General features: G+C 71.0%; 22 protein-coding genes. 7 read left to right on the forward strand and 15 right to left on the reverse strand.

Annotation, left to right across the window (positions count from 1 at the left end; all coding sequences use genetic code 11):
• Positions 1-3: 3 nt before the first annotated feature.
• Both IEY21_RS03135 and IEY21_RS03140 read right to left on the reverse strand, forming a co-directional pair.
• The gene (locus IEY21_RS03135; protein ID WP_188901248.1) at positions 4-1098 is read right to left on the reverse strand and encodes a DNA glycosylase AlkZ-like family protein; all 1095 of its coding nucleotides are present in this window, start codon (positions 1096-1098) and stop codon (positions 4-6) included.
• An 80-nt stretch (positions 1099-1178) separates the two neighbouring features.
• Positions 1179-2102 (reverse strand): ferritin-like domain-containing protein, encoded by a 924-nt coding sequence (locus tag IEY21_RS03140; protein WP_188901250.1) that lies wholly within the window; start codon positions 2100-2102, stop codon positions 1179-1181.
• 217 nt (positions 2103-2319) lie between these two features.
• On the opposite strand from IEY21_RS03140, the gene IEY21_RS03145 reads away from it, so the two are divergent.
• Positions 2320-2658, forward strand: a complete 339-nt coding sequence (locus IEY21_RS03145) for a histidine triad nucleotide-binding protein (protein ID WP_188901252.1) — start codon at positions 2320-2322, stop codon at positions 2656-2658.
• Positions 2658-3344 carry an HAD family hydrolase gene (locus IEY21_RS03150; RefSeq protein ID WP_188901254.1) on the forward strand — a complete coding sequence of 229 codons (687 nt, stop codon included), beginning with the start codon at positions 2658-2660 and terminating at the stop codon, positions 3342-3344. Before IEY21_RS03145 ends, IEY21_RS03150 begins: the two co-directional genes overlap by 1 nt.
• Positions 3345-3456: 112 nt before the next feature.
• Here the strand turns inward: IEY21_RS03150 and sdaAA are convergent, their stop codons facing one another.
• From sdaAA to hutU, 5 genes are all read right to left on the reverse strand, one after another.
• Positions 3457-4347 (reverse strand): L-serine ammonia-lyase, iron-sulfur-dependent, subunit alpha, encoded by an 891-nt coding sequence (gene sdaAA, locus IEY21_RS03155; RefSeq protein WP_188901256.1) that lies wholly within the window; start codon positions 4345-4347, stop codon positions 3457-3459.
• Positions 4348-4459: 112 nt separating this feature from the next.
• Complete coding sequence (hutH, locus tag IEY21_RS03160; RefSeq protein WP_188901258.1) at positions 4460-5959, reverse strand: histidine ammonia-lyase; 1500 nt, start codon at positions 5957-5959, stop codon at positions 4460-4462.
• Complete coding sequence (gene hutI, locus IEY21_RS03165; protein WP_188901260.1) at positions 5956-7155, reverse strand: imidazolonepropionase; 1200 nt, start codon at positions 7153-7155, stop codon at positions 5956-5958. The genes hutH and hutI overlap by 4 nt, the downstream gene beginning before the upstream one ends.
• Positions 7148-8059 carry an arginase family protein gene (locus tag IEY21_RS03170; protein WP_188901262.1) on the reverse strand — a complete coding sequence of 304 codons (912 nt, stop codon included), beginning with the start codon at positions 8057-8059 and terminating at the stop codon, positions 7148-7150. Before IEY21_RS03170 ends, hutI begins: the two co-directional genes overlap by 8 nt.
• The gene (gene hutU / locus IEY21_RS03175) at positions 8056-9738 is read right to left on the reverse strand and encodes a urocanate hydratase (RefSeq protein ID WP_188901264.1); all 1683 of its coding nucleotides are present in this window, start codon (positions 9736-9738) and stop codon (positions 8056-8058) included. Before hutU ends, IEY21_RS03170 begins: the two co-directional genes overlap by 4 nt.
• Positions 9739-9872: 134 nt before the next feature.
• Between hutU and IEY21_RS03180 the strand changes: the two genes are divergently transcribed.
• Positions 9873-10631 carry an IclR family transcriptional regulator gene (locus tag IEY21_RS03180; protein WP_188901266.1) on the forward strand — a complete coding sequence of 253 codons (759 nt, stop codon included), beginning with the start codon at positions 9873-9875 and terminating at the stop codon, positions 10629-10631.
• A gap of 61 nt (positions 10632-10692) precedes the next feature.
• On the opposite strand, the gene IEY21_RS03185 is transcribed toward IEY21_RS03180, so the two are convergent.
• From IEY21_RS03185 to IEY21_RS03205, 5 genes are all read right to left on the reverse strand, one after another.
• Positions 10693-11355 carry a hypothetical protein gene (locus tag IEY21_RS03185; protein ID WP_188901268.1) on the reverse strand — a complete coding sequence of 221 codons (663 nt, stop codon included), beginning with the start codon at positions 11353-11355 and terminating at the stop codon, positions 10693-10695.
• A 3-nt stretch (positions 11356-11358) separates the two neighbouring features.
• On the reverse strand, positions 11359-15789 hold the full coding sequence (locus tag IEY21_RS03190) for an alpha-2-macroglobulin family protein (RefSeq protein WP_188901270.1): 4431 nt from the start codon (positions 15787-15789) through the stop codon (positions 11359-11361).
• A gap of 99 nt (positions 15790-15888) precedes the next feature.
• On the reverse strand, positions 15889-16677 hold the full coding sequence (locus IEY21_RS03195; RefSeq protein ID WP_188901272.1) for a DUF1175 family protein: 789 nt from the start codon (positions 16675-16677) through the stop codon (positions 15889-15891).
• A gap of 68 nt (positions 16678-16745) precedes the next feature.
• Complete coding sequence (sdaAB, locus tag IEY21_RS03200) at positions 16746-17411, reverse strand: L-serine ammonia-lyase, iron-sulfur-dependent subunit beta (protein WP_188901274.1); 666 nt, start codon at positions 17409-17411, stop codon at positions 16746-16748.
• A gap of 76 nt (positions 17412-17487) precedes the next feature.
• A complete protein-coding gene (locus IEY21_RS03205) occupies positions 17488-18972 on the reverse strand; it encodes a lycopene cyclase family protein (protein WP_188901276.1) in 1485 nt (494 codons plus the stop codon).
• A 180-nt stretch (positions 18973-19152) separates the two neighbouring features.
• On the opposite strand from IEY21_RS03205, the gene IEY21_RS03210 reads away from it, so the two are divergent.
• The 3 genes from IEY21_RS03210 to IEY21_RS03220 are packed head-to-tail and all read left to right on the forward strand — an operon-like array spanning position 19153 to position 20909.
• Positions 19153-20064 (forward strand): alpha/beta hydrolase, encoded by a 912-nt coding sequence (locus IEY21_RS03210; protein WP_188901278.1) that lies wholly within the window; start codon positions 19153-19155, stop codon positions 20062-20064.
• Between the two features lie 60 nt (positions 20065-20124).
• Positions 20125-20493 carry a hypothetical protein gene (locus IEY21_RS03215; protein WP_188901280.1) on the forward strand — a complete coding sequence of 123 codons (369 nt, stop codon included), beginning with the start codon at positions 20125-20127 and terminating at the stop codon, positions 20491-20493.
• Positions 20490-20909 (forward strand): inorganic diphosphatase, encoded by a 420-nt coding sequence (locus tag IEY21_RS03220; RefSeq protein WP_229752830.1) that lies wholly within the window; start codon positions 20490-20492, stop codon positions 20907-20909. Before IEY21_RS03215 ends, IEY21_RS03220 begins: the two co-directional genes overlap by 4 nt.
• A 6-nt stretch (positions 20910-20915) precedes the next feature.
• On the opposite strand, the gene IEY21_RS03225 is transcribed toward IEY21_RS03220, so the two are convergent.
• The 3 genes from IEY21_RS03225 to IEY21_RS03235 are packed head-to-tail and all read right to left on the reverse strand — an operon-like array spanning position 20916 to position 24258.
• Positions 20916-21845, reverse strand: coding sequence for a hypothetical protein (locus IEY21_RS03225; protein WP_188901282.1), 930 nt, complete (start codon positions 21843-21845; stop codon positions 20916-20918).
• Positions 21846-21904: 59 nt separating this feature from the next.
• On the reverse strand, positions 21905-22624 hold the full coding sequence (locus tag IEY21_RS03230; RefSeq protein ID WP_188901284.1) for a response regulator: 720 nt from the start codon (positions 22622-22624) through the stop codon (positions 21905-21907).
• Positions 22621-24258 (reverse strand): ATP-binding protein, encoded by a 1638-nt coding sequence (locus IEY21_RS03235; protein ID WP_188901287.1) that lies wholly within the window; start codon positions 24256-24258, stop codon positions 22621-22623. The genes IEY21_RS03230 and IEY21_RS03235 overlap by 4 nt, the downstream gene beginning before the upstream one ends.
• A gap of 201 nt (positions 24259-24459) precedes the next feature.
• Here IEY21_RS03235 and IEY21_RS03240 point away from each other — a divergent pair, with 201 nt between their 5' ends.
• Positions 24460-25431 carry a Bug family tripartite tricarboxylate transporter substrate binding protein gene (locus IEY21_RS03240; protein WP_188901289.1) on the forward strand — a complete coding sequence of 324 codons (972 nt, stop codon included), beginning with the start codon at positions 24460-24462 and terminating at the stop codon, positions 25429-25431.
• Positions 25432-25521: the final 90 nt, after the last annotated feature.

The following is a 25521-nucleotide window of genomic DNA, read 5'->3' on the forward strand; positions in this document are numbered from 1 at the left end:
CGGTCAAGGGGACACCGTCAGGAAGGTGCGGTAGCAGTCGAGTTCGCCCTCCAGCTGCCTGCGGAAAGCGGCGGTCTGACGGAACCCGGGAATGAACCCCACATCGGCGTCGAGCTCTGAGCCCCTCACCGTCAGGTTGACCCAGCCCACCGCCTTTCCCGCATGAAAGACCGGCAGGGCGTAGTAGCCCAGGGTGCGCCGCTCGGCGGGCGTGTACGCCTCGAAACGGTAGGGCCAGCCGTGCAGGTGTTCAAACCGGCGGCGGTCCCAGACCAGCGGGTCAAAGGGCCCCACGATGCGCACGCCGCGCGGCGCCGGCAGGTCGCTCAGGCTCCATGCAGCCGGCCAGACATACCGCAGGCCGTCAACCACCGCGCCCGCGAGTTCCTCCTGCACGGCCCGCCGGAAAGCCGCCCGCAGCGGACGGTGCAGGTGCGGAAAGCCGAAGCGCGACAGGGTGATCAGGTACCCCAGACTGGCCTCGGGCAGCGGTCCGTACAGCGCGGCGAGCAGGTGAACCGTGCGGCGCAGACGCTCCTCCTCGGGCAGGGGCGCGGCGCGCAGGGCACGCAGGTGGGGCGCGGGACCGTACAGCCGCACACCGCCCACCCGGCGGGTCACGCGGGCCTCACCGGCGTGGTGCAGCGCCCCCAGCACGCGGGTGGTGGCGCTGGACTGCCCTCCCCAGGCGTTGACCGTGCGGCCCCGGCCCAGTGCTGTGGCCAGATCACGCGGGTGCAGTTCCTCGCGTTCGGCGAGCACGCGGCGCACTTCCTCCAGCAGGCCAGGATGCTCACGCTCGACCCGGCCCGGCTCCACCTCACGCGGGTGCAGCAGCGCCTGAACCCCCCGCGTGACGAAGCCGTAATTGGGAATCATATCCTCCTCGGCGTCCAGCTCGGGATACCGCCGTTCCAGCTCTCCTGCCTGGTAACCGGGCACGCGGGCCATCAGGGTCAGGTCCTGGGCGCGGGCCGGCGCACGGATGGGATCAGCCTGCACAAAGCCCAGGGTGTCCAGCGCCGCCTGCAGCGATGGCTGCGGCGTCAGGGTCTGCAGGGCGGCCGCGTGCAGGTCGGCAGCGGTCAGGGACGACATGTCCGGCAGGGTAGCGTGCCGGACAACAAAACAGGAGCGGCCCGGCAACGTATGCCGGGCCGCTCCCTTTGGGCAGGGACTTACTTGATGCTGCCGTTCAGACCGTTGGGGTAAAAGCCGCCCTTGTTCGCGCCGGGGGCCAGGTAGACGATGTTCAGCACCTCGCGGGTGCTGCGCCCGAAGGCCACCCCATTGCTGTCGGCGGGCGCGATCACCGCGCGGCCCGCATTGTCGCTCAGGCCCTGGTCCTTGCCGCCGCCGACCTTGCCGCGCAGGTTGCTGATGGCCTGCACGACCTGGCCCACGTACAGCCCCGCCGCCGCCGTGATCTGGCGCTGCTGGTAGAGCATGGTGCGGATCGCGCCGCCGTGGTAGGCCTCCACGGCCAGAATGCCCGCCGCCGCCTGCAGGTAGGCGGGGTTGGTGATCAGGGTCGCCGCGCCGGCATACGCGGTCACGCCCACGTCCTCGAAAATAAAGGCGCCGTGCAGGAAGAACAGGTCATTGGCGTAGGGGTTGAAGCCCGTGATCGCGCCGCCCGAGGCCGCGTTGCCCGCCGCCCGGAACGCGCCGTTCAGGTCCAGCACCGGACGCATGGCCGCGCCCTTGCCCAGCGCGCCGTGCAGGAACTTGACGTGGGCCAGCTCATCCTCGGCGATGTCGTTGGCGAGCGCCTGCACATTGCTGTCTTTGAACTGCATGCCGCGCTTGGGGTCCAGACCGGCCGGCAGACGGATCTCTGCGCCGCCACCGATGGCCCGCAGTTCGTCCACACGGCCCACCGCCGCGAGGTAGAAGGCGGCTTCCAGGTATTCCAGGTTCAGGGCGAAGTTCAGCACGTCGCCGTCAATGTTCTTGGCAGGTGCGGCCAGGGCCGGGGCGCTCAGGCCCAGCGCGGCCATGCCCAGGCCCGCCTTGCCGAGAAAGCCCAGTGCGGCGCGGCGGTTCAGGGGAGCAAGTTCGGGGGTAACGGGCATGGTGTTCTGATCGGTGTCGTGGCTCATGGGGAAACTCCTTGAAACAGCGAGGGGGCGTGGACACGCCACGCGGACGGGTCCGGAAAGGGGATCGGGGATGAAGTGGAAGCAGCCGCCCGCTGGGTGGCCGCCCCCGGATTCATAGGGCTATATGCGTCCTGGGCCCGACTGGATCACCCGCCCGCCAAAGATGAATGTCGCATAAAGACCGGGTTCTGCCGGGGCCAGTGGGTACAGTGGGCGCATGACCGCCTCCCCCACCCTGTTCGAGCGCATCATCACCCGCGAGATTCCCAGCGACATCGTGTATGAGGACGACGGGTACATCGCCATCCGCGACATCGCCCCCAAAGCCCCCATTCATCTGCTGGTGATTCCCAAACGGGTCAGTGCCCGCCTGGACGAGATCACCGATGCCGGGGAAATGGGCCGGCTGTGGCTGACCGCCGTGAAGGTGGCGCGGCAACACGCCGACGACTACCGCCTGCTCGTCAACTCCGGCAAGAAGGGCGGACAGGTGGTGTTCCACACCCACATCCACATCCTGGCGGGCTGGGAACACGGCCCCGAGAGCGACGTCTGATGCTGGAACGTGGCTTTGAGGCCGTCCTCTTTGATCTGGACGGTGTGCTGGTGGACAGCGAACTCGCAGCGAGCACCGTCTGGGTCGAGCTGCTGGCCGAACATGGGCTGGAGCTGGACCAGTCAACCTTCATGGCCCAGGCGGTGGGCAGCACACACGCGGTCCTCTTTGAGTGGTTGCGGCGCGACCACAGCTGGAGCCAGCCAGAAACCTTCGTTCCGGAACTGGACGCCCGTTTGTACGCCGCCTTCGGAACCACACCGGCCATCGAAGGGGCCGCGCAGACCCTGAGGGCCCTGCGTGAGGCGGGACTTCCCTTCGCGGTGGCGAGCAACAGCCTGCGCGGTCGCCTGAGCCGCAAGCTGGAGGCCTCGGGACTGGCGGCGCTGGTGGGCACCCACGCCTACGACCCGGCGCACGTCGGGGGCCGCGGCAAACCCGCCCCCGATCTGTACGCCTACGCCGCCGCACAGCTGGGCGCAGACATCACCCGCTGCGTGGTGATCGAGGACAGCGTGACTGGCCTGAGCGCCGGGGTCGCCGCCGGAGCCACCGCCTGGGGGCTGCTCGCGGGCGGCCACGTTCACCCCAGCGGCGCGGCGGCGCTGCGAGCAGCGGGCGCAGAAAGAATCCTGGCCTCGCACGCCGAGTTGCAGGACGCGCTGGGGTTGAGCATCCGGGTCTGAAATCCTGAAGTGAAGAGGCCAGCGGTCCCACCTGCCCGTCTGCCACCCGAACGGTCTGACAGGATCGGGGCGGCGAGGGAACAGGTCCACTCGCCGTCCCGGTCAGTTGGCTTTACGCCATCGGCAATTCGATCATGCTCGGGCCGCCGTCCTTGCCCTTGCCCTCCATGCGGGCCGTGACCGCCAGACCCGTCGGCGTCTGTGCCAGCCCGCCCTCGGCCGTTTCGCGCAGCTCGGCGGGCATCATGCGGCCCACCGAGGCCATCGCGCCCAGCACCTCGTCGGGGGGGATAAAGGATTCCAGCTGTGCCAGCGCGAGTTGCGCCGCGCTGACGGCGTGAACGGCGTAGAAGGCGTTGCGGCTGACGCACGGCACCTCCACGTACCCGCCCACCGGGTCACAGACCAGTCCGATGGTGTTCATGAGGGCCATGCTCGCGGCCTGCACGGCGGCGCGGGGCGTGCCGCCCAGCAGTTCCACGACGGCGGCGGCGGCCATTGCGGCGCTGGAACCGATCTCGGCCTGACAGCCACCCGCCGCGCCGGAAATGAACATGCGCTTGCTGATGGCCTTGCCCACCCCGGCGGCCAGGATCATGGGGTCCACCAGCTGTTCATCGGGAATCCCGAGGTGGTCGGCCACCCCCAGCAGCGCCCCCGGAATGGTGCCCGCACTGCCCGCCGTGGGCGCGGCAACGATGCGGCCCATGCGGGCATTTTCCTCGTTGACCGCCATCGCGTAGGCCTGTACCCGGCGGATCAGCGGGGCGTTCAGGGCGTCGGGGGCGTCCCACAGCCCCTTGGCGTTCCAGCCCACCATACCGGTGATGCTCCGGGCGTCGCTGTTCAGGCCGCGCTCGATGCAGTTTCTCATCTCACGGATACGCCGGGCCATCTCGTCGCGGATGTCCTGCGGGTCCAGACCGGTTTCCTGGCAGTCCCGTTCCAGCACCCAGGTCGAGGCCGGGGCGGGGGCGTTCATGAGTTCTTCCAGGGTGGTCATGGCAGGGGCCTCCAGAGCGGGCGAGAAAAGCACGTTGAGACCTGTAGTTTAACGCACCTTCCTGAGTCCTCTAGACGGGTGGGCTGAAGGAGCGTCCATGTGTGCCGGACGCTCAGCCCTCCTGCGCCCGAATGAGCAGCTCGCCCCCGGCCACCAGTTCCCGCAGCCGCAGCAGATCGGGGCGGTAGTAGCGGTCCTCCTCCAGGGGGGGGACCACCTCCCGGATGCGTTCGTAGGCGGCCTGCACGCCTGTGCCGGCACGAAGCTTCTGGAAGTCCAGCGCCTGGGCCGCGCACAGCAGCTCGATGCTCACCACGGTCTGGACATGCCCCAGAATCTGACGCAGCTGACGTGCCCCGTGCGCGCCCATGCTCACATGGTCTTCCTGGTTCGCGCTGGTGGGAATGCTGTCCACGCTGGCGGGGTGCGCCAGGACCTTGTTCTCGCTGACCAGGGCCGCCGCCGTGTACTGCGCGATCATCAGGCCGCTGTTCAGCCCCCCGTGCGCGGCCAGAAACCCCGGCAGACCGCTGAGGGCAGGATTGAGCAGCTGTTCGCAGCGGCGCTCGCTGACGCTGCCCAGCTCGGCCACAGCCACCTTCAGGGCGTCGGCGGTCAGCGCCAGCGGCTGCCCGTGGAAGTTGCCACCGGACACCACCTCGCCCGTTTCCGGAAACACCAGCGGATTGTCGGTGACCGAGGCGAATTCGGTGTCCAGCACGCGGGCGGCCTGCTCCAGCGCGTCATGGGTCGCGCCGTGAACCTGCGGCACGGCACGCAGCGAGTACGGGTCCTGGACCTTGCCGCATTCGGCGTGGCTGGGCGCGATCTCGGAGTCCCGCAGAAAGTGGCGGATCTCCCCGGCCACCGCCAGAGCGCCGGGATGTGGACGCAGGCCCACCAGATCGGCACGGAACGGCTGATGCGAGCCGTACAGGGCCTCGACGGTCATGGCCGCCGCCAGGTTGGCGGTGCCCAGCAGCGTGCGGGCGTCCGCGAGGGCCAGTCCCAGCACGCTGCCCATCAGCTGCGTGCCGTTGATCAGGGCGAGGCCTTCCTTGGCCTGCAGGGTCAGCGGGGTGAGCTTCAGCGCGGCCAGCACCTCGGCGGCGGGGCGCACCTCTCCCTGGTATTCCATGTCTCCCAGGCCAATCAATGCGAGCGCCAGATGTGCCAGCGGCGCGAGATCGCCCGACGCGCCCACGCTGCCCTGCGCGGGCACCACCGGATGCGCCCCCGCGTTCAGCAGGGCGAGCAGCAGTTCCACGACTTTCGGACGCACTCCCGAGTGGCCCTGGCACAGCGAGACCGCCCGCAACAGCATCATGCCGCGCACCACCTCGGCGGGCAGCGCCTCGCCCACCCCGATGGCATGCGACACGATCAGGTTGTACTGCAGCTGCTGCAGTTCATCGTTGCCCACCCGGACACTGGCAAACTTGCCAAAACCGGTGTTGACGCCGTACACCGCCGCTCCACCCTCCACGATGCGCTCGATCACCGCCCGCGCAGCGCGGATGCGGGTGGTGGCCGCCGGCGCGAGTTCCACGCCCTCGCCGCCGCGCACCACACGAATAAACTCCTGCAGGGACAGGCTCCGGTCAAGAATCATGGTTTCACTCCTTCCACAAAGACATCCCGCACTGGGTTCATGCCCAGCGCATACGGCAGTTCCCGCCAGTCCGGGCCGCGCAGGGCCAGGAAATCGGCGCGCAGGCCCACGCTCAGGGCTCCCCGGTCCCGCAGGCCCAGCGCGGCGGCGGCGTTGACGGTGGCGGCGGTCAGGGCCTCGGCGGGGGTCAGACCATTCAGGCGCACCGCCAGGGCCAGGGCCAGCTGCGTGCTGAACAGCGGCGCGCTGCCCGGATTCAGATCGGTGCCCACCGCCACAGCCGCGCCCGCATCGATCAGCGCGCGCCCCGGCGCGGCGGGGAGCCCCAGATGCAGCGTGACCCCCGGCAGGATGGTGGCCACCGTGCCGGACGCCGCCAGCGCCGCGATCTGTGGGGTCCCGCTGGCCTCCAGATGGTCCACGCTCAGCGCCCCCACCCCACAGGCGAGTTCGGTGCCGCCCAGGGCATGGAACTGGTCGGCGTGAAGTTTGAGCCGCAGGCCGTGCGCGTGCGCCGCCGTGAAGATCTGCCGGGTCTCCTCCACCGAGAACGCCTCCACTTCGCAGAACACGTCCACGGCGGTGGCGAGCTGGCCGGCTGCGACCTCGGGAATCAGCGTCTCGCAGACACCGCGCACGTAGGCCTCCCGGCCCTCGGTGGGCGGAATGTGAATCAGCAGGGTGGGCACCACCGAAAACCCGCGTCCCAGAGCGCGGATCGCCCGCAGCATCCGCAGCTCGGCCTCAAAATCCAGGCCGTACCCGCTCTTGATTTCGGTGGTGGTCGCGCCGGACTGCTGCAGGGCGGTCAGCCGCGGACGGGCCAGCGCACTCAGTTCCTCCACCGACGCCTGTGCCGTCGCCCGGATGCTGGAGCGGATGCCGCCGCCCCCGGCCAGGATGCGTTCGTAGGGCACGCCCACCGAGCGGGCCTCGAAGTCTGCCAGCCGGTCCCCGGCCCAGACCGCGTGGGTATGGGGGTCCACCAGACCGGGCACGACGGCCACACCGCCCAGATCGTAGGGTTCGGTGGCCGCGAGAGCTTCCCCGGCGGGTCCCACCCAGGCGATCACACCGTCGCGGACCAGCAGAGCGGCGTTTTCAATCACCGTCAATTCGCGCATGGCCGCGCCACGCTGGGGCCCTGGGGAGGGAGTGACGAGCTGAGAGATTCCGGTAAACAGCGTTTCAGTCATGGAACACCTCACACAGCGTCTCCATGATCAGCCGCGCCGCAAGCAGTTCGCTGCGCCCGGTGGGATCCAGGGAGGGAGCCAGTTCCACCACATCCAGCGCAAGAATCTGATGACGGCGGGCCAGTGCCGCGATCACGCGCAGGGCCAGCGCGTACGAAAAGCCGTCGGGTTCCGGACTGCTCGTACCGGGCAGCACGGCGGGATCCAGGGCGTCCACATCCACGCTGAGATACACCGGGCGGTCCGGGGGCAGCGCCTCCACGATCTGCGTGAAGTGGGCCTCGATGTCTGTCATCGGCACCAGCGTGTGCCCGCGTGCCCGCGCCGCCGCCACCGCTTCCGGGTCATGCCGCAGCCCGCGCAGGCCGATGGTGGTGATGTGAACGAGGTTGGGCAGTTCCTCGGCGGCCCGCCGGAAGGGACTGGAATTGCTGTAGCGCGTGTCGTTGCGGATGTCGGTGAAGTCCAGGTGGGCGTCCAGCTGGATGACGTGCAGGTCCGGCTGATCGTGGAAGGCCCGCAGCAGCGGAAAGGTCACGCTGTGGTCGCCGCCCAGAAAGACGGGGAGGCGGCAACGATCCTTCACCTGCTGCGCCGCCCGCGTGATGCGTTCGCGTGCCAGCTCCGGCTCCAGCGAGGGCAGCACCACATCCCCGGCGTCGGCAAAAGTCACGTCCTTTAGCCGGGTCACGCCGTTCAGATCGGTGAACGGCGGCACACAGCGCAGGCTGGCTTCCCGCAGGGCACGCGGCGCAAAGCGTGCGCCGGGGCGAAAGCCCAGCGCGATGTCGAAGGGAATGCCGAGCACCGCCACATCCGCCGTCCAATCACCGTCCGGCTGCATCAGGGGCGCGCGGGCAAAGGTGGGAATGCCGGCGTAGGGCAGATGGGTCGGCTGGCTCACGGCCGGTCCTCAATCCCCAGGCTCGGCAGGTCCAGCCCGCGCTCCCGCGCCACGTCCTGCGCCCGCTCATAGCCGGCGTCGGCGTGGCGCAGCACACCCATGGCCGGGTCATTGGTCAGGCAGCGGCTCAGGCGCTGGGCCGCTTCCGGGGTGCCGTCGGCCAGGGCCACCAGCCCAGAGTGCTGGCTAAAGCCCAGGCCCACGCCGCCGCCGTGATGAAAGCTCATCCACGCCGCGCCCGAGGCGATGCCCACGCCGAAATTCAGCAGCGGCCAGTCGCTTACCGCGTCGCTGCCGTCCAGCATGGCCTCCGTCTCGCGGTAGGGGCTGGCGACACTGCCCGCATCCAGATGGTCGCGCCCGATCACGATGGGAGCCTTCAGGCGGCCATCGGCCACCATCTCGTTAAACAGCCGCGCGGCCTGATCGCGCTCGCGGTAGCCCAGCCAGCAGATGCGGGCGGGTAGGCCCTGAAAGGCGATCTGGTCGGCGGCGTAGGTCAGCCAAGCCTGCAGGCGCTGATCGTGGGGAAACAGGTCGAGCAGGGCCCGGTCGGTCGCGTAGATGTCCTCCGGATCGCCGGACAGAGCCACCCAGCGAAACGGTCCGCGCCCCTCGCAGAACGAGTCGCGGATAAAGGCAGGAACGAAGCCAGGGTAGGCAAAGGCGTCCTCCACGCCCGCCTCCCTGGCCCGCTGGCGCAGGTTGTTGCCGTAATCGAAGGCCACGGCGCCGCGTTTCTGAAGCTCCAGGATGGCGCGGACGTGGGCGGCCATCGCGTCGTAGGCGCGTGCCCGGTACGCTTCGGGATGCTCGCTGCGCAACGTGGCGGCGTCCTCATCCGGTGTGGTGACCGGCAGGTAGCCCCACATCGGGTCGTGCGCGCTGGTCTGGTCGGTGATCAGATCCGGGGTCCAGTTCAGGTCCACCAGCCGGGGAATGACCTCGGCGGCGTTGCCCAGCAGCCCGATGGAGCGGGCCTCCCCCGCCGACCTGTACCCTTCAGCGCGTTTGATGGCGTCTTCGAGGTTGTCGGCCACCTCGTCCAGATATCGGGTGACCAAGCGCTTCTGAATGCGGGTGGGGTCCACCTCCACGGTAATGCTCACGCCCCCGGCCAGCTTGACCGCCAGCGGCTGCGCGCCCCCCATGCCGCCCAGCCCGGCGGTGACGGTAATGGTGCCCTTCAGGCTGCCGCCAAAATGCTTGTCCGCCGCGCCCGCAAACGTCTCGTAGGTGCCCTGCAGGATGCCCTGCGTGCCGATGTAGATCCAGCTTCCGGCCGTCATCTGGCCGTACATCATCAGGCCCGCCTGATCCAGCCGGTCAAACTCCTCCCAGGTCGCCCAGTGGGGCACGAGGTTGCTGTTGGCGAGGATCACGCGCGGCGCCCACTCGTGTGTTTTTAACACAGCCACCGGCTTGCCCGACTGAATCAGCAGCGTCTCGTCGTTGTCCAGCCGGTCGAGCGTCTCCACGATTTTGTGGAACGCCTCCCAGTTGCGCGCCGCCTTGCCGCGTCCGCCATACACCACCAGATCCTGGGGATGTTCGGCCACCTCCGGATCGAGGTTGTTCATCAGCATGCGCTTGGCCGCTTCCTGAATCCAGCCCCGGGCGGTGCGCTGCGGGCCACGGGGAGCGCGGATGGTGGGGGCCTCGGAGGGAAACTGAGTCATACCTCCATGCTTCGCCTTTTTCCCTGGGCCGAAAGGGGAGTTTTCCGGATATGGCGGAAAGCAAAGCGGTAGGCTGGGGGCGTGATGGCTGCCAGCAACCAGACCAGGATTCAGCGCGGGCCGCCCGGCCCCTGATGCCACGCACCCACGCCACCGTGGAGGCCGCCGTGCGCGTGCTGGAGCTGTTCGATGCCGACCACTCCGAATGGACCCTGAGCGAGCTCGCGCGGCACCTGGGGCAGCCGACCTCCACGCTGCACGAGCAACTGGGCACGCTCGCGGCGGCGGGACTGCTCGTGCGGGTGGGACGGGGCCGCTACCGGCTGGGCTGGCGGCTGCTGAAGCTGAGCAGCGCCCTGTACGGCAGCCTGCCGTGGTATGCCCCCGCCCATGATGCGATGGAGCGTCTGGCCCGCGGCACCCACCTGCTGGCCTTTCTGTGCGTGCTGCACAGCCACACCGACGAGCACAGCCAGATTCTGTGCGTGGCGCGCAGCGTGCAGGGCCGGGACGGCCCACCGGTGGCGGGCGAACTGGACTTCGAGCTGCCCGCCCACGCCACGGCGAGCGGCAAACTGCTGCTGGCGCTGGCCGGACGCCCCCTGCCCCGGCCCGCCCCCGCCTTCACCCCCCAGACGCTGACCACGCCCGAGGCCTGGGCTGCCGAAACCCGCGCCATCCGCACGGGGGGCTACGCCCTGAGCCGCGACGAGTGGGCATCCGGCACCAGCGGTCTGGCCGTGCCGCTGCGCGGTGAGGGAGGCACGGTTCTGGCGGCCCTGGGCCTCAGCCTGCCCACCGCGCGCCTGGGGAGCAGCGACGGCCTGCTGCGCGCCTTGCATGGAGCGGCGGCAGAGGTGGGCTGGACCCTGGGCCACCGGGGACAGAAATGAACCCTGCGTCCACCGCCGCACCGCAGATGCGTCCACACCCCCAGCACAGGTCTTTGCCGGCTCATCTGACCGGGGGCCGGCCCAGCACCGCCCGCCACCCCCCCGCCTTAACCTGCCGCTGCGCCCGCCGCGTGGCTTCCAGGTAGGCGGCGCGCTGGCGGGCCGGATCGCGGTCCTGCAACCGGGCGTCCAGGGCGGGCCCACTCAGGCCGGCCAGCCCGGTCGGCCCCGGAGGATCACTCCTCGCCTCGCCGCTAAAGGTGCGCGCCAGCCCCTCGGCCAGCCAGCGCGGCAGACCGGGGGGCTGGGCCGTATGAAAGGCCTCGTGCCGCACCGTGGCGGGCAGCCGTCCGGCCTGGGCCAGGGCCGTCAGCCGCTGGGTGGAGATCGCCGCGCCCCGCGTGCTCGCCGCGGTGGTGCCGCTCTTTCCGGTCTGCTGCGCGAACTCCGCCGCGCTGCCCGCCGCCTCCAGCGTGACCTGCCCAGGCGGCGACAGCCCCAGTGCCCCCAGGTCGCGCACCGCCGCCTCCCAGGCCCTGAAAACGGCCCCCAGCTGCAGACGGTCACGCGGGTCGGTGTAGCTCACGCTCAGGCCGCCCCGCTGCACCCGGGTGGCCCCGGCCACCGGTCCGGCCAGTGCTGGGCACAGCACCGTGGGATACAGCGCCGCGGCCCACAGCGCCACCAGCGTCAGCGCCGCGGACCACCGCCCCGCGCGTCCCACGCCTCACTGCCCCCGGTCGCGCACCGTCAGGGTCGCCGCCGGGCCGTAGCCTTCCACGTCCGGGTCGTACATCAAGAAGGCGTGGGTGGGCAGCGCGGTGAAGGTGCCGGGCGTCTGGGCCCGCAACACATAGGTCATCTTCTGCGGCCCGGCAAGAAAATCGGCATACAGGTCCACCCGGTCATCCAGCAGCTCGCGCCCGGCGTACCAGTAGTTCCAGTCCTGCCAGTTGTATTCGTCGGCGTCCTTCAGTCCCGCGATGGACAGGCTGCGTTCGTCCTGCGCGCGCATGCCCGCCGGAATCGGGTCACTCACCAGCAGGTACCGGGCACTGTGGCCCACGGGCTGCACGCTCAGCGTCACCAGAATCAGGTCGCCGACGGTCACGGGCTGCAGCTGCCCTGCGCGCAGCAGGTCGGTGCGGCGGTAGGTGTAGCGCTTCTCCCGGTCGTTCCACACCGGGTCCAGACGCTGGTACTGGCGGCTGAGGCGCAAGCCTCCGCCCGCGTCGCCCCGCAGCTCGGCGGGTTCGCGGCTGTAGCTCAGCCGGGCGCTGAAGGTCAGGCCGGAGGGCGCACCCTGCACCGTCACGGTGTGTGGCCCGGCTCCCCACCCCTCTACCCCGAGCTTGAGGGTGGCCGCCTCCTGGCCGCTGAGCGTGGCGAGGCCAGCCGGCTGGCCGTCCACCAGCACCCTGATCTCGCTGGGGGTGGGGGCCGGGGGGCGCAGGGCCAGCGCCGCCACGATGACGCTGGTGGTGTCCTGCGTGCTGAGCCAGCGTGGGCCGCGGCGCTGGGCGAGCAGCCACTGCGAGACGCCGGGAATCAGCGGGCTGGCCGGCTCCAGCGTGGCGAGGGCCTCCAGCGCGGTCGCCGTGACCTGAATGCTGTTGTCGTCCCAGAAGCCGGACCATGAATCGGCCCGCCGGGGGGACTCCCAGTGCAGCAGGGCGCCCCCGTTCGTGCCGAGGCGCCGGCCCTTGAGGCGGTCGAGCACGTCGCGCGCAGCCGCCGTCTGCCCGGTCCGGTGCAGCGCCAGAGCGGTCTGGGCCAGGGCATACGGCTCAAGGTCCCCCCGGCGGGCAAAACCGGCGAGGTCGTCCGCCTTGACCCGGCCCGCGTCGGCCAGGGCGCGGTAGGCGCGGGCGCGCTCGGCCTGGCGCGCTTTCGGGCGGCCAGCGTTGCGGGCCAGGTACTTCAGGCCACGGTCGAGCATGGTGTTGTCCACCCGCACGCCCAGGGCCCGGGCCCGCAACAGGCCCTCCACCACGTAGGCGCTCATCTCCAGCGTGCTGTCGTCGTACTGCCAGAAGTTCCAGCCGCCGTCCGCGTGCTGGAACAGCTGCAGCCGGGCGAGGCCCGAGCTCACGATGTCGGGCAGATCCTTCAGAACCCCGGGCGGCAGGGCGGCGCGGCCCAGGGTCTGCCGGGCGAGCAGCGCGGGCAGAAAGCGGCTCATGGTCTGCTCGGTGCAGCCGTAGGGATAGCCCACCAGGTAGTCCAGGGCGGGCGACACCGCCGAGAGCAGCGACGGCGTGAGGCTCAGGCTGAGGTCCAGGGTCCTGGAGTTGGCGTCTCCGGGCAAATTAAGGCTGAGGCTGGGCCGGGCCGCGCTGCCCACCGCCGTCTGCGTGACCTCGTAGCCGCGGGCCTTGACCGGCAGCGGCAGCTTCAGGGCGTCGCTGCCGGAAGCCGTGCGGGCCGTGAAGGTCACGTCCGCCGTGCCGACGTTGCCCGCCCGCACGCGCAGATCGGTGCGCGCCCGCCCGTTGGCCGCCACCTGCAGCGCGGCGCCCGCCGGGTTCAGGGCCGCGCCGCCCAGGGGAGTTAGGCCCCTCAGGGTGGCCGTGGCCGTGCCCTGCACCGGCGTATTCAGGGTGTTGTTCACCAGTCCCGAGAGCGTCACGGTATCGCCGCCCACCAGGAAAGGAGGCACGCTCAGCCGGGCAACCACGTCCCGGGTGGTCATGGTGGTGGCGGTCGCCTGCCCGAAGCGCGGGGCATGGGTCTGGGCCCGGGCGGTTGCGACCCAGGTGGTCAGGTTGTCGGGGAAGTTGACCTCCACCTCGGCGTGGCCCTGCGCGTCGGTGCTCAGGTGGGGCAGCCACAGCAGGGTGTCCTTGAAGTCCTGACGCGGCGTGAGCGGGTCGGCGCTGGCGGCGCTGTCGGCCCGGCCCTGCTTGTTCTGGGCGAAGGCGGGCGTGTCCTCCATCGGCCTGGGGGAGCCGGCCACCGTGCCCACCTGCGAGAAATAGAAGTTCAGGCTGGAATCGGTGCCCACGGCGTTGTCACGCGGCGCGTCGAAGACCCCGGTGATGGGCGGGCTGGTGTCCGGCTGCACGAGGTAGATCGCTGCGTCCACCACGCCCAGCGCCACGTCCGCCGCCACCCCCTGACCTCCGGCGTCCCTGACATCCACACTGAAGATGCCGGTGTCGCCGGGAGCATAGTGGACCTTGCCGGGCGTAACGCGGACGCTCAGGGCCGCCCCCACGCGGGGCACCTTCACGCGGGCCTCGTTGCTGTACAGCTGGCCGCCTCCCAGCGCCGTGGCCGCCACCGAGATGTTGGGGGCCATGTCCGCCGTGACCGCAAAGCGGTAGGTCAGGACCGCGCCCGCGCCGCGCAGCACCGCCGAGCGCCGCAGCCGGTCTCCCTCCAGGGTTACGAGCACCGGAGCGCCGGGGGTGGGATTGCCCACCAGCACGGTGGTGGTGTCGCCGGGCGCGTAGGTCTTGCGGTCCAGGCGCACCATCAGGTCGCGGTAGTTCCAGCCGTAGTCCTCGCCGGGCCGGAGCACCCACACGAAATTGTCGAAGGTGCTGACGCGGCCCTGGGCGTCCCTCACGCTGGCGCGCAGCAGGTAGCCGCCGCCCTGCGGGGCGCTGAGGGTGGCGGTGGCGGTCCCGCTGGCAGCGGTCTGAACCTGCCGGCGGGCCACCCGCGTCTCGCTCAGGACCCAGGTCTTCTTGCGGCGGTCGTAGTCGTAGCGCTGGCGCACCAGATCCAGCGTGACCGGCGCGGCGCGCCCCACGTCGTTCAGGTCGCGGGTGTCCAGCGTCACGCGGATCGGCTGGTTCACGTCATAGACATAGCCGTCGGTCTCGGCCTCGACATTCAGGCTCGCCGGAAAGGCGATCACCCGGGTCTGCGCGCTCACCGTACGGCGTGACTCGTCCTCCACCTCGGCCTCGATGCGGTAGCTGACCGGCTGACCGTCCGCGTCCCTCGCCAGCGGCAGGGTGAGGTCGAGGTCACCGCCCGCGTTCAGGCGCGTTTCCTCCTGCACCACCAGATCCGAGCCGTAGTCGCTTCCCGCCGAGTCCGGCGGCAGCGCGTCGCGGTCGAAGCCGGGCGGGTAATACGGAGCGCGGGTCACGTTGTAGTTGATCCGCGCTCCGCTCAGGCTGCCGCCGAACAGGTAGCGCGCCGAGATGCGGACACTGACCTTGTCGCCCTGCACCGCCCGCTGGCGGTCGGGCGAGACCGTGACGGCGTACTCGGGTTTCTGGTACGCCTCCACCTGAAAGCGGCCGCCGACGTCGCTCTGGCCCTCGCCCCCCGCGCCCTGCGGGGTCAACACGAAGGAGTAGTCGCCCAGCCGGGCCCCGGCCGGCAGGTCCAGCCCGCCGCTCAGCGAGCCGGTGGTGTCGGTGTTCAGGGTGCGGCGCAGCACCTCTTCCTGATCCGGGGACGTGACCACCACGCGCACCGCCGTATTCGCCAGCGGCTGCAGGCTGCCGGCCTGTCTCAGAACTGCCTTGAAGTCCACATGCTGTCCGGGCCGGTAGACCGGCCGGTCGGTGTAGACGTAGCCGCGCACCAGCGGCGCAGCGTAGCGGTTCCAGTACGCGCCCGAGATGGCCCAGTCGTTGCCGAAGCGCGCCAGGAAGGTTTCCTGATCACCGCTGGCCGGAGCCGTGCGCACAAAGCGGGCCACCCCGTCCGCACCGGCCAGACGCGGCGTCCGGCCCGGTCCCAGCACCCACACCCGCGCCGCCCGCGTCTGGCCGCTGTCGCGGTCGGCGGTGTAGGTCAGGGCCTGGGTCTGGTCCCGCTTGACCACCAGGCCCAGGTTGCTCACCAGCACCACGACCGCGAGCCCCCCGGTGCCCACGGTGTAGACGCCGCTGGGCAGGCGGCCAAAATCCAGGCGGCCCGCGCCCCGGGCCAGCCGCAGGGTGCGCAGGGGCCCACTCTGGGGGCTGGCACCCAGCGCCGGACGGTGCGGGTCGGGCGAGGCGGCGAACAAGGCCGCCGGGTCCAGCACGCGCCGCAGCGTAAAGGCAGTGCCGGCAGGCGCGTACACGTCCACCCGGACCGGCTGGTCCCCCTGGAACACGCCGCCGTACACCGAGACGTTGCGCTGCGCGGGGGCGAGCCCCACGACCAGCAGACCTGAGATCAGCAATCCCCGCATCCACGCTCGTTTCATGGTCGCCCCTCCGCGCCACCGGCCCGCTGTCCCTACGGTGCGTCACCAAATTGTGTCACTTCTTCCGGTATGGAGTAACGGCTGTCCGGCGGCCCGCCCTCAGTTCAGAACCTTCCAGCGGTAGACGCCCAGAAAGTTGGGGTTGGAAGGGGCCGGATGAAAAGCGCGCTCGGCATACCGCAGCAGGCTCTGGACCGTCAGCAGGCGCACCTCTCCGCCCTCCTCCGGGCTGGCCCCGGTGTGGTAGACGACCCGCCCGCCCCCCAGATAGACCATGCTGTGGTACGAGCGCAGGCCGGGGCGCAGGAAGACGAGCACGTCGCCCCGCCGCGCCTGATCCAGAGTCCGCGAGACGCGCACCATCGAGTGGGTCGCGAGGTACTGGACGGTCGTGCGGCCTACCAGCCGCCCCGCCTCGATGTCGCCGGGCCGGTACGCGCCGCCCGCCACGCGGAACACCGAGCGGCTGATGACCGGCAACGGGTAGGACAGCCCCTGAACATCCGGCGAGGTCGGGCGCGGCAGGTACCGGAACTTGGCTATCCAGGCCGGATCATGCGGCAGCAGCGCGTTCACGAAGGCGTAGCGCAGCAGCCCGCCGCAGTCGCGGTCCTCGGGCCGCCAGTCGGCGTTCATGCCGGAATACTGACTCTCGGCGACCGCCGCGAACCAGTCGGCGAAGCGGACCCGGTCCTGACCGGTCAGCTCGGCAGCGTCCGGGTAGCCGTCCCGGTCGCGGTCGGCCACACTGGGGATCGGAGGCTCGGCGCCCCGTGGGGCCGACGCCGCAGCGGGCAGACCGGCCACAAGCACGCTGGCCCAGAACACACTGGCCGCGAGGAGCCCGGCATCGGGCCGGAACCAGCGCCGCCGCACCCAGGAAGTCACATTCACAGTATCCGCGCCGGGGTGGGCACAGCAGGTGAGGAACTGCCCTCCGTGGGCCGGACCGGCCTCTAGCCGTCCATCAGCTTGGGCAGCGGACGCACCCAGTTCGTGTCGGGCCAGTGGGCCAGAAAGGCCAGCGCCTGCGGACTCAGGGGCGCGTCGAGTTCGATGCTCAGCAGGGCCTGACCGCCGCGCGTCTGGCGGGTACAGGTCAGGGCGGCGATGTTCACGCCGTCGGCGGCGATGGTGCTCGCAATACGGGCGATCATGCCCACCGCGTCGGTGTAGCGCAGCAGAATCGTGGGACTGGCCGCACTGAAGTTGGTGCCCAGGCCCTGCACGGCGGTGACCAGAATCACGCCGCCGCCGGTGCTGCTGCCCTGGACGGTCACCTGTTGTCCCTCGCCGTGCAGTTCGATGTGTGCCGTGTTGGGGTGAACGTCTCCCAGATCCACGGTCCGGAACTCGAAATCCAGCTCCGCTGCCTGCGCCTCCTCAAAGGCGCGCGGCAGGCGGGCGTCGTCGGGGGCGTACCCCAGCAACCCCGCCACCAGCGCGAGGTGGGTGCCGTGGCCCCGGCCCGTCTTGGCGAAGGAGGCATGCAGGCCGATGGTGGCGTGCCGGGGAGCCTCGCCCAGCAGGTGGTGGGCCACCAGACCCAGGCGGCACGCGCCCGCCGTGTGGCTGCTGCTGGGGCCGATCATGACCGGACCAATCATGTCGAGGAGGGACATGTTGGCAGTATAGGCAGGTCATGCCCACGAAAAAGGAAGGTGTCCGGCCCGCGCAGCGTGGACACACTCAGCCGAGTCAGGGAGATTGCCGCTCGCCGCTGACTTCCGAGAGGTTCTCCTGCAGCTCGGCGAGCTTTTCCTGACGGTCCACATCCGGTGCCAGACCATCGGCATTCACGTTTCCGGTCGCGCCCTGCATGCCCTCCTCGATCACTTCCTGCTGGTCGATGTCGCCGGTCTCGGGGTTGGGGTTGGTCATGGCTCCAGGGTGGCCGACCGCCGCCGGGGAAGGATGGGAAGACCCGGAAGCGGCCTTCATGCGGGCGGCCCGCAGCGCCCGCAGGCTCACGCCCGGCTGCTGCGCGGCCACGCGCGCCAGCGACCAGCGGACCCGGGGGGGCACCTGCACAAAGACCCGGAGCATACTGCGCGCCAGCGCGCCCACCCCGGTGTGCGGAGCCAGAAAGGCGTGCCACTCGGGAGCCGGCAGCCGGAAAAAGGCCGCGAAAAAGGCCGGCAGGCCGTCGCCCGGCAGCGCCAGCAGCGCGGCGAGGTCCAGCAGATGCACTTCGCGGGCGGCGCGGCGTTCGGGAGGCCACAGGGCCGCCCACCCTGCCGCGGCGGCGTCCTCACCGCGCCGCAGGGCCCGCGCCACCGCCTGTGCCACCCGCGGCGCATCTGCCAGCGCCCCGGCCACCTGAAACCCGCTGATCGGGTGGACCAATCCGGCCGCCGCCCCGAAGGCCAGCACCGGCCCTGGCTGGGGGGCGGGCGCGTTCATGGGAAAGACCACCCATTCGTCGGCCTCCAGCGCGTGTGGGGGCGTACCGTTCGCCGCCAGACGGGCGTACAGCCGGGCCCGCAGCGTTTCCTGGGTGGGGGCGGGACGGGCGATCAGGCTGGTCTCCTGCACGAAGTACCGGTCGCCTCCCAGGTGCATGGCGTACAGGAAGGTCGGCACGGCCCGCACCGCCTGACGTGGAAGGTGCGCGGCGCGGTAATCCATCCAGACCATGGCTCCCGGCGGACTGGGTGGGCGCTCAAAACGCGCCACGATGCCGTAGGCCGTCTGCAGCGCCGCGCCCCCGTCAAACCGGGTGGGCCGCAGAATGCCGCCGTGCCCCGCCGCGTCCACGACCACGCGGGCGCTCCAGGTCTCCCCCGCCGCACCCTGGACCTGCCACAGGTCACCGGCCCGCACCGTCGTCCGCACCGTTCCCTGGGTCCAGCACAGGCCGTCCCCCGCCCGCGCGAGCAGGGCGCCGAGCAGCCGGGCATTGTCCAGCAGCGCGTAGGGCCGCAGCAGCGGGGTGGGCTTCCCGGAGGTGTACACCCGCACGTCGGTCCAGACCTGGGCAGCGCAGGCCTGGGCCCACGCCGGCAGCTCGTCCCACCATGCCCCGTAGGTGGGCACAAAGGGGATCGGAGGGTGCGGCGCGACCAGCCGCACGCTCAGGCCGCGCACGCTCAATTCGGCGGCCAGCGCCAGCCCCGACGGACCGCCGCCGACCACCAGCACATCGGTGACGTGGTGGGTGCGCCGGGGTTCAGGAGCAGGCATCCCGCGCAGGCTAGCGTCCTGACCGTCCGGGCGAGTGTGGGCACGGCAACGGGCGGTCCCTGCGCTTTGCCCGGCCCCGCGGCTGGCCCCCACGAGCCTCAAGGCCACCTCAAGCCCGCGCGGCGGCCAACTGTGGCCTATGCGCCCGCCACAAACGCGCTGCGCGCTAGCCTGACGGCCATGCCTCTGCGCGCTTCTGTTCCCTCACCCACACGTGCTCCACGCACTCCAGCACTGACCCGCGCCGCCGGTCTGGGCCTGGCGAGCGTGGCCCTGGGAGTCACGCTCGCCGCGTGCTCGCCCCAGGCCGCCCTGAACACCCTGACCCCCACGCGCGGCCTGAACGTGACCCAGAATGTGCGCTACGGTCCGGACCCGCGCAATGTGCTGGACGTGTACGCTCCGCAGGACGTGACGGGCGCACCGGTGGTGCTGTTCATCCATGGCGGCTCGTGGCAGGGGGGCGACAAGGAGGGCCACAAGTTCGTGGGCGAATCTCTGGCCCGCGCGGGCTACGTGACCGGCGTGATGAACTACCGCCTGGCCCCGCAGAACCGCTACCCCAGCTACGTACAGGACGCCGCCGCCGCCCTGAAGGTGCTGCGCGAACGCGCCCGCAGCTACGGCGGCAGCCCCGACAACTTGTTTGTGACCGGCCACTCGGCGGGCGGCTTCAATGCCGTGGAGGTCGTGGACAATGCCCGCTGGCTGCGGGAAGCGGGCGTGCCCATCAGTGCGGTGCGCGGCGTGATCGGCGTGGCCGGTCCGTACAGCTACGATTTCCGCGACTTCCCGAGCGCCGTGGCCTTTCCGGCCGGTGCCACTCCCGATGAGGTCATGCCCGACCGCCACGTGCGTCCGGACGCGCCGCCCCATCTGCTGCTCGTCGCCGCCAACGACACGACCGTCGCGCCGGCCAACGCCGCCAACATGGAGGCGGCTCTGCAGCGGGCGGGCGTGCCCGTCAAGCGCACGGTCCTGCCAGGAGTCAACCACATCACCGTCATGGCGGCGGTGGCCCGGCCCCTGACCTTCCTGGGGTCCACCCGGCAGCAGATGACCTACTTCATCGAGGCGCACCGGCTGAAGTAGGGCCTGCCCGTCCCCGGGCCGCCTCACCCCCCACCACATCCGTGGCCTTAGCATGACGGCATGCTCCGCTCTGCCCTGCTGTGTGCCCTGGCGCTGACCCTCAGCGGTTGCCGCTACAACTTCGTGCCGCTGCTGCCCGCGCCCATCACGGTGCAGTTGCCGGTGCGGGTCACGCAGGCCGCGCTGTCCCGCACCGGCGACACCCTGACCGTGACGGCCACCGTGGACGGCCGGTTCGACCCCGGCTACCTCAGCGTCCACTGGTTCGAGGGCAGCCGCACCCTGGGCACCGACAGTGTGTATCTGGACGTGGCCCAGCGCACGGCGGCCTTTTCGCTGCCGGCCCCGGCCCCGGGTGCCTACCGCGCGGTGCTGTCTTTTGCCGGCGCGGTTCTGCGGCAGGTCGAGCTGTACGAGGTTCAGCCGTGAGCGACAACGACCCGGCCCCCGGACGGCTGCGCGGCGTGGTGGAGTGGACGGCGGGCGCCCGCGAACGCTGGATCTGGCGGGGCGGCGGCATGGAGCCGCTGCGGGTGGAATCCGTTCCCGCGCCGGTCAACTACGGTTGCCTGCCCGGCACCCTGAACCCGGCAGACGGCGCGGAAGTGGACGCGGTGTGGCTGGGGCCCCCGCAGGCGGTCGGCCACGTGGTCGAGGCCCCGCCGTTGGGACTGCTGCACCTGCGCGACGGCGACCACAAGGTCGTTTTTGCCGCTCCGAACGCCGAGCAGAACGACTCCGGCCGGCAGGCGCTGCTCGCGTGGTTTCCTGCCGAACGCGGCGCGCGGTGGCTGGACGCAGCGGCGGCCTGGGCATGGCTGGAGGACCTGACGCCGGGCCGGTGACGCCCTTCAGCGCACGGCCGGTTTCTGCCGCTCCTGCCGCAGATCGTCCTCGCGCCATTCCTGCGCGAGGGCGGCGGTCTTCCCGATGACCCAGGCCAGCGCGTCACTGCTGGGATACGACACGGCGCTGTGGTCCTCGCGGCCCGAGATGAAACGCTCGATGCCCCGGCGTGTGCCGTCGGGCCGCACGTTCGGCGTGACCTCGAACAGGTAATTGACCGGCCAGCCTCCGCCGACGCCCGGCAGCGCCGGCAGCCGCTTGCTCTGAACCTCCAGGGCGCGGGCCACGTTGGGCCACACCACGTCCTTGGCCTGCACGGTGCGTCCGGCCACCTGCACGGCCGCGCAGGCGTCCAGCGGCGAGGGTTCGGGACCAAGGGCGTCTCCCAGCGCCCGGATGCCCGCCCCAAAGTCCGACTTCCAGCCCAGACAGATGCCGTCCAGATCCACCTGCAGCGCAAACGGCACTTCCGGATGCACCTGGGTCAGGTGGTGCAGCCACGCCGAGCCCTGCGAGTGGCCGAGCAGCACCAGCCGGGGCGGATGCGGAGCCGTCATCCATCCGGCCCGCAGCCGCGCGAAATCGGTTCTCAGCGCTTCATACCCCCGCTGGGGCACGGCGATGTACGGGGATGAGAACAGCGCGGCGGCGTTGCTCGCGTACCCGGCGGCCTGCACGCGGTACCCCGAAGCCACGAACACGTCGGCCAGCCGGTCCACCGTGCCGCGCGCACTCAGGTAATCGTAGTTGTCACGCGGAGCCTGGCACGGCGGCGTGCAGCGCCCCGACACGCTCAGGATCACCACGTCGGGGGCGGAGCCGCTGAGGTTCAGGGCGGGGGTGCGGGCCGGAGCCAGCATGAGCACCGGCGTGCAGCCCACCAGCGCCAGCGCCAGGAAGGGGGCCAGCAACGAAGAGAGGAAACGGACCGACACCCCATCAGTCTAGGCGCGCCGGTCAGGGAAAGATTCGGTCGGGGGTTGCCATTGGAGCTTCAGGATCCCTCCTCCGGACCCCGGCGCCCGTTGCGGTGACGGTACAGCTTGGCCGGCCGCCCCGCGTGGCCGTAGTGGTGGTCCAGCGTGGCGGCGCCCTCCCGGACGAGGTGTTCCAGATACCGCCACGCCGTGACGCGGCTGAGGCCCACCCGCTCGCCCAGATCCTCGGCGCTGACGCTGCCCCCCGCTCCGCGCAGCGCTCCCTCCACCCGGTCCAGGGTGTGGGGGTCAATGCCGCGCGGCAGGGGTTCGCCGGCGCTGGCCGCCACGCCCAGCCGGCGGTCCAGGGCGGCCTGATCCATCCGTGGGGCCGCGTCTGTCGGCGGCGGGCCGCGCCGGGCGCGGTGCCGGGCAACGAGTTCGGCCAGCCGCGCCCCGGTAAACGGCTTGATCAGGTAATCGAAGGCCCCGTGGGCCAGCGCCAGCCGCACGCTGGGCTCATCGTCGGCGGCGGTGATCACGGCCACGTCGGTAAGCAGACCCGCCGCCCGCCAGTGGTGCAGCAGCCCCAGCCCGTTGCCGTCGGGCAGGTGCACGTCCAGCAGGATCAGGTCCGGGTCCAGTGCGCGGGCCAGCGCGTCCCCCTGGGCACAGGAGGCGGCGCTGCCCACCACATGCACGCCGGGGTCACGTTCCAGCAGGTCGCGGTTGATGCGGGCCACCCGCGGGTCATCCTCGACCAGCAGCACACGTACCGGCAGCGGAACGGCACTCACCCTTCCGCCTCGCTTGACCGGGAGGCCGGGGGCAGCGGCATGAGCGGCGCCGGGTGCGGGGTGGGCAGGCTGACCTCGAACACGGTGCGCCCCTCCCGCCGGCGGTGCCGGAGTTGCCCGCCCAGCGCCTGCACCCGCGCGAACACCCCGGCCAGTCCGTGGCCCCGGCCCTCGCCCTTGCTGCTCACGCCGCGCCCGTACAGCGTCCCGGCCAGGTCATCCGGAACGCCGGGGCCGCTGTCCTCGACCGACAGCTGCACTCCCTCGGGGTCTTCTCCGATCAGGACCGTGACGCGGCCAGGACGCCCGGCCAGGGCCTCGAAGGCGTTCTCGGTCAGGTTTCCCACCGCCGTGACCAGCGTGTCGGCGTGCCGTTCCCAGGTGGGCGAGAGGCTGCTGCCCTCGGCCACCCCGAACTCGATACCCAGTTCCTGCGCGCGCTCACGTTTGCCCGCGAGCAGGGCCACCAGGCGCGGCACCTGCACGTCGCGCAGCAGTTGCCGGAACTCGGCGTCCGAGCGGATCTCGGCGTTCAGCACCCGCAGGGCCTCCTCGGGACGGTCCAGCTGCAACAGGCCCGAGATGACGTGCAGGCGGTTCTGGTACTCGTGGGTCTGGGCACGCAGCACGTCCACAAACCCGCGCGCGTGGGTCAGTTCCTCGGCCAGGGCCAGCGCCTGCGCGCGGTCGCGGAAGCCCGCCACGAATCCTCCGCCACTGGGGCCGCTGCCGTCCAGCGGTTCCAGGTTCACGAGCACCGGGCCGCCGCGCAGGGTCAGTTCCAGGCTCTGCTGCCGCGCCCCCACGCCGCCGCGAGTCAGGTGCGCGAGTTCGGGCCAGACCTCGGCCAGCGGATACGGCACGGGCCGCTCTCCCAGGTCGGCGGCGGCGCGGTCGCTCACGAGCGTGACCTGCCCGGCGGGGTCCACCGCGATCACCCCCTCACGCAGCGCGGCGAGCACCGCGCGTTGCTGCCGGGCCAGGGCAGCAATCTCCTCGGGTTCCAGATTCAGGATCTCGGCGCGCAGCCGCCGGGCAGCCCACACCGCGCCCAGCGTGCCCAGCGCCAGCGCGAGCAGAAACCACGGCAGCAGCCCGACGAGCGCCTGCCCCACCAGGGACCACACCTGCGGCATCAGGTACCCGGTGCTCACCACGCCGACGACCTCGCCCGCCTGCCACACGGGCACCTTGCCGCGCACGCTGACGCCCAGGCTGCCGCGCGCCACGCTCACGATCTCGCGGCCCGCGAAGGGCTCCACGTTGTCCCCGCCCTCCATGGGCCGCCCCAGCCGCGCGGGCACCGGATGCGCCAGCCGGATGCCCGCGCGGTCTCCCACCACGATGAAGTCAGCTTCCGCCGCTCCGCGCAGCGCATTGATGCGGGCGTTCAGCGCCGGATTGGGCCGGCCCGACGCCGCGCCGCTCACCACCTCCGGCAAGCGGGCCACCAGCCGGCTGGTGGTCAGCGCCCGCTCGCCCAGCCGCGCGCGGGCCTCACCGTACAGCTGCCACGACTGCACCGCCACAAGCAGCGTCGTCATGGCACACAGCACCAGCAGGTGCCAGCGCACCAGTCGGCCCTGCAGACCCGCTCTGGGCCGGCCGGAACGAAAGCGGCGGAAAAGCCTCATAGGAACACCGCCCATTGTAGAACCGCTCCCGCCCCGGCCCGGCCCTTTGCGTGCATTGCGTTCACGGCTGTGCATTGCGCTCACGAAAACAGGCGTGCCAGACGCCTGAACAGGCTTGTTCGGCGGGGAGGCAGGGAGTAGGGTGAACCCCACACACAATCCACACCTGCGCCCCACGGCGCTCTCCCCGGAGGTTTCCACATGAATACCAAAAAATCCGTTCTGACCCTGTGCGCCCTGCTGCTCGCCGCCCCCGCCACCGTGGCCCAGACCACCGCAGCCCAGAACATCAACAACCTGCGCATCATGGCCCCGGCCAGCCCCGGCGGCGGCTGGGACCAGACCAGCCGCGCCATCCAGACCGTGCTGCAGGAACAGGGCATCGTCAAGCCGGTGCAGGTGTTCAACGTGCCCGGCGCGGGCGGCACCATCGGCCTGGCACAGCTGTACAACGCCAAGGGCGACGGCAGCCTGCTGATGACCATGGGTCTGGTGATGGTAGGCGCCATCCAGACCAACAGCTCCAAGGTGGACCTCAGCCGCGTGACCCCGATTGCCCGCCTGACCGGCGAGTACGAGGTCGTGGTGGTGCCCGCCGCCAGCCCCTACAAGTCGGTGGCCGATCTGGTCGCGGCGTGGAAGGCCGATCCCGGCAAGGTGGCCTTTGCCGGCGGCAGCGCGGGCGGCACCGACCACATGCTGGTGGGCCTGATGGCCAAGGCCGCGGGCATAGATCCCAGGAAGATCAACTACGTGCCCTTCAGCGGCGGCGGCGAGACCCTGGCGGCCCTGCTGGGCAACCAGGTGGCGGCGGGTGTGGCCGGCTACGGCGAGTTCGAGGCGCAGATCAAGGCGGGCAAACTGCGTGCCATCGGCATCAGCGCGCCCAAACCGCAGGCCGGTATTCCGGTCCCGACCCTCAAGTCCCAGGGGCTGAACATTGACCTCGCCAACTGGCGCGGCATCGTGGCCGCCCCCGGCATCAGCGCCTCCGAGAAGGCCGCGCTGGTCACCGCCATGGACAGGATGCACGCGAGCAAGCAGTGGAAGGACACCCTGGCAACCCGCAACTGGACCGACCTGTACCTCAGCGGCAGCAAGTTCGACGTGTACCTGAAGCTGGAAGCCGCCCGCACCAAGGAAGTGCTCAAGGACATCGGCCTGGTGAAGTAGGCCGCGCGGCGGCGTGGGGCGGAGCGGGGTTCAGTGACCCCTCCGCCCCACGTGCTATGCCGGGCGGGTCCGTTCGCCCCAGCGCTCCGT

This window comes from Deinococcus aerophilus, assembly GCF_014647075.1.
Taxonomy (GTDB): domain Bacteria; phylum Deinococcota; class Deinococci; order Deinococcales; family Deinococcaceae; genus Deinococcus; species Deinococcus aerophilus.

Bases quoted from the DNA above. Each gene is read 5' to 3' on its own strand.
- IEY21_RS03135 (WP_188901248.1), bottom strand. From the start codon at position 1,098: ATGTCGTCCCTGACCGCTGCCGACCTGCACGCGGCCGCCCTGCAGACC.
- IEY21_RS03140 (WP_188901250.1), bottom strand. From the start codon at position 2,102: ATGAGCCACGACACCGATCAGAACACCATGCCCGTTACCCCCGAACTT.
- IEY21_RS03145 (WP_188901252.1), top strand. From the start codon at position 2,320: ATGACCGCCTCCCCCACCCTGTTCGAGCGCATCATCACCCGCGAGATT.
- IEY21_RS03150 (WP_188901254.1), top strand. From the start codon at position 2,658: ATGCTGGAACGTGGCTTTGAGGCCGTCCTCTTTGATCTGGACGGTGTG.
- sdaAA (WP_188901256.1), bottom strand. From the start codon at position 4,347: ATGACCACCCTGGAAGAACTCATGAACGCCCCCGCCCCGGCCTCGACC.
- hutH (WP_188901258.1), bottom strand. From the start codon at position 5,959: ATGATTCTTGACCGGAGCCTGTCCCTGCAGGAGTTTATTCGTGTGGTG.
- hutI (WP_188901260.1), bottom strand. From the start codon at position 7,155: ATGACTGAAACGCTGTTTACCGGAATCTCTCAGCTCGTCACTCCCTCC.
- hutU (WP_188901264.1), bottom strand. From the start codon at position 9,738: ATGACTCAGTTTCCCTCCGAGGCCCCCACCATCCGCGCTCCCCGTGGC.
- IEY21_RS03180 (WP_188901266.1), top strand. From the start codon at position 9,873: ATGCCACGCACCCACGCCACCGTGGAGGCCGCCGTGCGCGTGCTGGAG.
- IEY21_RS03190 (WP_188901270.1), bottom strand. From the start codon at position 15,789: ATGAAACGAGCGTGGATGCGGGGATTGCTGATCTCAGGTCTGCTGGTC.
- sdaAB (WP_188901274.1), bottom strand. From the start codon at position 17,411: ATGTCCCTCCTCGACATGATTGGTCCGGTCATGATCGGCCCCAGCAGC.
- IEY21_RS03205 (WP_188901276.1), bottom strand. From the start codon at position 18,972: ATGCCTGCTCCTGAACCCCGGCGCACCCACCACGTCACCGATGTGCTG.
- IEY21_RS03210 (WP_188901278.1), top strand. From the start codon at position 19,153: ATGCCTCTGCGCGCTTCTGTTCCCTCACCCACACGTGCTCCACGCACT.
- IEY21_RS03215 (WP_188901280.1), top strand. From the start codon at position 20,125: ATGCTCCGCTCTGCCCTGCTGTGTGCCCTGGCGCTGACCCTCAGCGGT.
- IEY21_RS03235 (WP_188901287.1), bottom strand. From the start codon at position 24,258: ATGAGGCTTTTCCGCCGCTTTCGTTCCGGCCGGCCCAGAGCGGGTCTG.
- IEY21_RS03240 (WP_188901289.1), top strand. From the start codon at position 24,460: ATGAATACCAAAAAATCCGTTCTGACCCTGTGCGCCCTGCTGCTCGCC.